Origin of the sequence: Pseudomonas sp. zjy_15, from assembly GCF_043101865.1 — a bacterium.
GTDB lineage: Bacteria > Pseudomonadota > Gammaproteobacteria > Pseudomonadales > Pseudomonadaceae > Aquipseudomonas > Aquipseudomonas putida_Y.
Map to the genome: position 1 here is coordinate 1 of NZ_JBICII010000025.1, position 5557 is coordinate 5557.

The 5557-nt window shown below is 64.8% G+C and carries 3 protein-coding genes; all 3 read left to right on the forward strand.

Translation table 11 applies throughout. The features are described from left to right. Nucleotides 1-131: 131 nt before the first annotated feature. The 3 genes from ACF8EF_RS03795 (at nt 132) to mobA (ending at nt 5084) form a co-directional block, all read left to right on the forward strand. Nucleotides 132-1307, forward strand: coding sequence for an efflux RND transporter periplasmic adaptor subunit (locus ACF8EF_RS03795; RefSeq protein ID WP_209965567.1), 1176 nt, complete (start codon nt 132-134; stop codon nt 1305-1307). Nucleotides 1308-1318: 11 nt separating this feature from the next. Then, on the forward strand, nt 1319-4447 hold the full coding sequence (locus tag ACF8EF_RS03800) for a multidrug efflux RND transporter permease subunit (RefSeq protein WP_392460843.1): 3129 nt from the start codon (nt 1319-1321) through the stop codon (nt 4445-4447). A gap of 61 nt (nt 4448-4508) precedes the next feature. Then, nucleotides 4509-5084: a molybdenum cofactor guanylyltransferase MobA gene (gene mobA, locus ACF8EF_RS03805; RefSeq protein ID WP_392460844.1), complete on the forward strand. Its 576-nt coding sequence runs from the start codon at nt 4509-4511 to the stop codon at nt 5082-5084. Nucleotides 5085-5557 lie beyond the last annotated feature (473 nt).

Consider the following 5557-nt stretch of genomic DNA (forward strand, 5'->3'; position numbering starts at 1 on the left):
ATGCAGAATATAGAACCCAACCACTCGACAGGATCATTCTTCACACTTTTTCACACTCGCCCTACAGGTATTAACAGCCGCCCAGGCAGCGTGTGCCTTAGCATATACAGGGTCATCATCGGAAGATCCGCATGCCTACTACCCTCTCCCCGTGCCTGCGCCCGTTGGCGCTCATGGCATTCCTGAGCCTGTCCCTGGCCGGTTGCAGCGACAGCGCCGAACCAGACGAACAGGCCCCCACTGCGCAAGTGCGCGTGGAAACCCTGCAACTGCAGCCACTGGCCATCAGCAGTGAACTTAGCGGCCGTATCCTCGCTCCACGCACCGCCGAAGTGCGTGCGCGGGTCGCAGGCGTGGTGCTCAAACGAGTGTACCGCGAAGGCAGCGACGTCAAGCAGGGTGATGTACTGTTCCTGATCGACCCGGCGCCGTTCAAGGCCGACCATGACAGCGCCCGCGCCACGCTGGCCAAGGCCGAGGCCACCCGGTACCAGGCGCGCCTGCAAGAGCAGCGCTACCGCGAGCTGGTCGACGATAAAGCCGTCAGCCGCCAGGAGTACGACAACGCCAAGGCCAGTTTCCTGCAGGCCGATGCCGAAGTGGCCGAAGCCAGGGCGGCGCTGGAGCGCGCCCGGCTGAACCTCGGCTATGCCACCGTGACCGCGCCGATTTCCGGCCGTATCGGCCGCGCCCAGGTCACCGAAGGCGCGCTGGTCGGGCAAAACGAAACCACCCCGCTGGCGACCATCCAGCAACTGGACCCGATCCATGCCGATGTCACCCAGTCTACCCGCGAGCTCAACGCCCTGCGCCGCGCCCTGCGCGCCGGCGAATTGCAGCAGGTGGGCGACGGCCAGGCACGCGCCACGCTGATCCAGGATGACGGCAGCGCCTACCCGCTGCCGGGCAAGCTGCTGTTCTCCGACATCAGCGTCGACCCCAGTACCAACCAGATCACCCTGCGCAGCGAGTTCCCCAACCCGGACCTCGACCTGCTGCCAGGCAGCTACGTGCGGGTACGCCTGGAGCAAGCGGTGCAACCCAAGGGCCTGAGCGTGCCGCAACGCGCCATCCTGCGCGACAGCGCCGGTGTGCCCAAGGTGCTTGTGGTAGACCAGCAAGCCCGGGTCAGCGACCGCCAGGTTGTACTGGGCAGCGCCCAGGGTGACCGCTGGATCGTCAGCGAGGGCCTGGCGGCCGGGGAGCGGGTGGTGGTCGAGGGCCTTCAGCACGTCAAGGCCGGTGACCAGGTGCAGGTTGACAATACACCCGCTGCCCCACCCATCGCACAGCATACCGGCCAGTGAGGGCCTGATTCATGCCGCAATTCTTCATCGATCGCCCGGTATTCGCCTGGGTGGTCGCACTGTTCATCCTGCTGGCCGGCGCGCTGGCCATCCCGCAACTGCCGGTGGCCCAGTACCCCAACGTGGCACCGCCGCAGGTGGAAATCTACGCCGTGTACCCAGGCGCCTCGGCAGCGACCATGGACGAAAGCGTGGTCAGCCTGATCGAGCAGGAGCTCAACGGCGCCGACAACCTGCTGTACTTCGAGTCGCAGAGCAGCCTGGGCAGCGCCACCATCACTGCCACCTTCGCTCCGGGCACCCACCCGGACCTGGCTCAGGTCGATGTGCAGAACCGCCTGAAAGTGGTCGAGTCGCGCCTGCCACGCCCAGTCACCCAGCAGGGCCTGCAGGTAGAGAAAGTGTCCACCGGCTTCCTGCTGTTGGCGACCCTCACCTCCGAAGACGGCATGCTCGATGAAACCGCGCTGTCGGACATCCTTGCACGTAACGTGATGGACGAAATCCGCCGCCTCAAGGGCGTCGGCAAGGCCCAGTTGTATGGCTCCGAACGGGCCATGCGCATCTGGATCGACCCGCGCAAGCTGATCGGTTTCAACCTCACGCCCAACGATGTAGCCGAAGCCATCGCCGCGCAGAACGCCCAGGTTGCCCCTGGCAGCATCGGCGATCTGCCCAGCCGCAGCACCCAGGAAATCACCGCCAACGTGGTGGTCAAAGGCCAGTTGAGCAGCCCCGAAGAGTTTGCTGCGATTGTCCTGCGTGCCAACCCGGACGGCTCAACGGTCACCATCGGGGATGTCGCCCAGGTTGAAATCGGTGCCCAGGAATACCAGTACGGCACGCGCCTGAACGGCAAACCGGCCACCGCCTTCAGCGTGCAGTTGTCGCCCGGCGCCAACGCCATGGAAACCGCCACCCTGGTAAGGGCGAAGATGCAGGACCTGGCGCGCTACTTCCCGGAAGGCGTCAAGTACGACATCCCCTACGACACCTCGCCGTTCGTCAAGGTGTCGATCGAGCAGGTCATCAACACCCTGTTCGAGGCCATGCTGCTGGTATTCGCAGTCATGTTCCTGTTCCTGCAGAACCTGCGCTACACGCTGATCCCGACCCTGGTAGTGCCGGTGGCATTGATGGGCACCTTCGCCGTGATGCTGGCCATGGGCTTCTCGGTCAATGTGCTGACACTGTTCGGCATGGTGCTGGCCATCGGCATTCTGGTCGACGATGCCATCGTGGTGGTGGAGAACGTCGAACGCATCATGGCCGAAGAAGGCTTGCCGCCCAAGCAAGCCACGCGCAAGGCCATGGGCCAGATCAGCGGTGCAATCGTCGGCATCACGCTGGTGCTGGTGGCGGTATTCCTGCCTATGGCCTTCATGCAAGGCTCGGTGGGGGTGATCTACCAGCAGTTCTCGCTGTCGATGGCGGTGTCGATCCTGTTCTCGGCGTTTCTTGCCCTCAGCCTGACTCCGGCATTGTGCGCCACCCTGCTCAAACCCGTGGCCAAGGGCGAGCACCATGAACGCAAAGGCTTCTTTGGCTGGTTCAATCGCCGCTTCGAAAGCATGAGCAACGGCTACCAGCGCTGGGTGGTGCAAGCACTCAAGCGCAGCGGCCGCTACCTGCTGGTGTACGCGGTGCTGCTGGCGGTGCTGGGCTACGGCTTCAGCCAGCTGCCTACGGCGTTCCTGCCCACCGAAGACCAGGGCTACACCATCACCGACATTCAACTGCCGCCGGGCGCCAGCCGCATGCGCACCGAACAGGTAGCCGCGCAGATCGAGGCGCATAATACCGAAGAACCGGGCGTGGGCAACACCACCTTGATCCTCGGCTTCAGCTTCTCCGGTAGCGGGCAGAACGCGGCGCTGGCCTTCACCACCCTCAAGGACTGGTCCGAGCGCAGCGCCGACGACAGTGCGCAGTCGATCGCCGACCGCGCGACCATGGCCTTCACCCAGCTCAAGGACGCGATAGCCTACTCGGTACTGCCGCCGCCCATCGACGGCCTCGGTGAGTCGACCGGCTTCGAATTTCGCCTTCAGGACCGTGGCGGCATGGGCCACGCCGAACTGATGGCAGCCCGTGACCAGTTGCTCGAAAGCGCCAGCAAAAGCAAGGTGCTGACCAACGTGCGCGAAGCCTCGCTGGCGGAAAGCCCGCAGGTGCAACTGGAAATCGACCGCCGTCAGGCTAATGCACTGGGCGTGTCGTTTGCCGATATCGGCACGGTGCTGGACGTGGCCGTGGGCTCCAGCTACGTCAACGATTTCCCCAACCAGGGCCGTATGCAGCGGGTGGTGGTGCAGGCCGAAGGTGACCAGCGCAGCCAGGTCGAGGACTTGCTGAACATTCACGTGCGCAACGACAGCGGCAAGATGGTGCCACTGGGTGCGTTCGTTCAGGCCCGGTGGGTCAGCGGCCCGGTGCAGCTGACCCGCTACAACGGTTACCCGGCGGTATCGATCTCAGGCGAGCCAGCCGCCGGCTACAGCTCGGGCGAGGCCATGGCCGAAGTCGAGCGGCTGGTGGCGCAGCTCCCGGCCGGTAGCGGCCTGGAATGGACCGGCCTGTCACTGCAGGAACGGCTGTCCGGTAGCCAGGCCCCCCTGCTAATGGCGCTGTCGCTGCTGGTGGTGTTCCTGTGCCTGGCAGCGCTGTACGAAAGCTGGTCGATTCCGACTGCGGTGCTGCTGGTGGTTCCGCTCGGTGTGCTCGGGGCGGTGCTGGCGGTGACCTTGCGCGGCATGCCCAACGACGTGTTCTTCAAGGTTGGCCTGATCACCCTGATCGGCCTGTCGGCGAAGAACGCCATCCTGATCATCGAGTTCGCCAAGCATCTGGTAGACCAGGGCGTGGACGCCGTCGACGCCGCCGTGCAAGCGGCCCGCCTGCGCCTGCGGCCGATCGTGATGACTTCGCTGGCGTTCATCCTCGGCGTGGTGCCCCTGGCCATCGCCAGCGGCGCAAGCTCGGCCAGCCAGCAGGCGATTGGCACCGGGGTGATCGGCGGCATGCTCAGCGCCACCCTGGCGGTGGTGTTCGTGCCGGTGTTCTTCGTGGTGGTGATGCGCCTGTCCGGGCGACGCCAGGCGCATGACAGCGACGGGCAACCCGTGCCCCGCGAAAGCTGACTGGACAAGCCCGCCGTGAAATGGGAGGGTTCCCGGCAATGACTGCCCGGAACCCTTTTTCATGCCTGACGCACTCCCCCCTTGCTCCATCCTCATTCTCGCCGGTGGCCGTGGCCAGCGCATGGGCGGCCGTGACAAGGGCCTGGTGGACTGGCAAGGCGAGCCATTGATTGCACATGTTCATCGAGTGGTGCGGCCATTGAGCGACGACCTGGTGATTTCCTGCAATCGCAACCAGGCGGCTTACCGGGCATACGCTGACCGGTTGGTGGGCGATGCAGAAGCCGACTTCCCCGGGCCAATGGCGGGGGTGATTGCCGGGCTCAAGGTGGCACGTCATGGGTGGGTGGTGTTGCTGGCTTGCGATGCGCCCCTGGTTGATCGCGAATTGATCGAGGACCTGCTGCGGCTGGCAGTGACCGGTAACAGCGCGGCAATGGTGCGTCAGGGTGGTTTCTGGCAGCCGATGTTCAGCGTACTGCCCAAGCGGGTGTTGCCGGTGTTGGAGCAGGCCTGGGCAGCGGGTGAGCGGAGTTTGCAGAAGGCCCTGCTGCGCGAGGCGGTGCGAGGGCTGGAGTGCACCGAGGATGATCGCCGGCTAAGCAACTTCAACAGCCCGGAACGGCTGCAGGACTGAGCGTATGACACCGCTACCACAGGTAATCCACGACACGCCAGGACTGTGGTGATCTTGTGGGAGCGGGCATGCCCGTGAAAAAGCAAACGCGGTGGATGGCACCGGCTCTGCCGGTGTTCGCGGGTAAACCCGCTCCTACGACGGCCTGTGTCCAACCACCGATGTGTGTCCGCCACCAATCCAGGTGTAGGAGCGGGTTTACCCGCGAATACGGTGGCCGCTGCAACGCTGAATAGCCAGGGATACTGGCCAGCAGGGCCGGCCCCTTCGCGGGTGAACCCGCTCCTACGACGGCCTGTGTCCAACCACCGATGTGTGTCCGTCACCGGGTGTAGGAGCGGGTTTACCCGCGAATACGGTGGCGGCGGCAACAGTGAATGGCCAGGGGTACGGGCTAGCAGGGCCGGCCCCTTCGCGGGTAAACCCGCTCCTACGACGGCCTGTGTCCAACCACCGATGTGTGTCCGCCACCG

Excerpts from the sequence above, each read along its gene's own strand:
- mobA (WP_392460844.1), top strand. The coding sequence starts at position 4,509 with ATGCCTGACGCACTCCCCCCTTGCTCCATCCTCATTCTCGCCGGTGGC.
- ACF8EF_RS03795 (WP_209965567.1), top strand. The coding sequence starts at position 132 with ATGCCTACTACCCTCTCCCCGTGCCTGCGCCCGTTGGCGCTCATGGCA.
- ACF8EF_RS03800 (WP_392460843.1), top strand. The coding sequence starts at position 1,319 with ATGCCGCAATTCTTCATCGATCGCCCGGTATTCGCCTGGGTGGTCGCA.